Annotated in this window: 1 pseudogene; it reads right to left on the reverse strand. The window is 74.8% G+C overall.

Annotated elements, in window-relative coordinates:
• Positions 1 to 710 (reverse strand): annotated as a pseudogene (locus AC3WJM_RS23015) (hypothetical protein); the annotation flags it as partial.
• Positions 711 to 738 lie beyond the last annotated feature (28 nt).

Raw genomic sequence — 738 nt, forward strand, 5'->3', positions numbered from 1 at the left:
CGCACCTTCGCCACGGCCATCGTGATGATCCCGGCCGAGCGGGACCCGATCACCCCGGACGCCAGCGCCGCGGCGGTTTCCCCGTGCCGGGCAGGGACCGTTTGCCCGGTGAGGCTCCGGCCCGGCAGCAGCTCCCGGGCGAGGGCGAGCCGGTGCCCGGCCTCGGCGGCACCGATCCGCAGCAAGGACCGCAGGTGCTCGGCCGTGGACCTGAACTCCCCGCCCCGGGCGCTGCCCGTTCCCGGGGAAGGCGCCGCACCGGCCTGCGCGTCCGCGTGGGCCGCGGTGGTTCCGGACGTCCAGCCCGCGCCGGAGCCTGGATCCGCGCCGGCGGCCCAGCCCGTGGTCCAGCCCTGCCTGGCGGCGGGTTCATCGTTCCGGGCCCTGTCCAGCCCGGCAGCGGCGGCCACCTGGAGATAGTCCAGGGTCCGGGAGAGCTCCTCCACCCCGGACGCGAACGCAACAGCCTCTTCGAAACCCAGGACTCCGACGTCGTCCGCGGCTTTGTCCGCCAAAGACCTCGCTGCCGCCACGGCCCCGTCCAGAACGGCCAGCCGTCCGCTCCGCCCGCGCGGATCCACCAACACCAGCCCGCCCGGAGGCGTGCCCGGGGCCCCGGCCACGCGCCGACCACGGGCACGATGCGACGCCACGAAAAGCCCACCGGCCCCAAGGCCCTGCCGGGTGTCGACGCATCCGATCGCTTCCATGGAAACACTCTGCCAGGAGGCTACGACA

The organism is Arthrobacter sp. FW306-1B-G06A, from assembly GCF_058781765.1.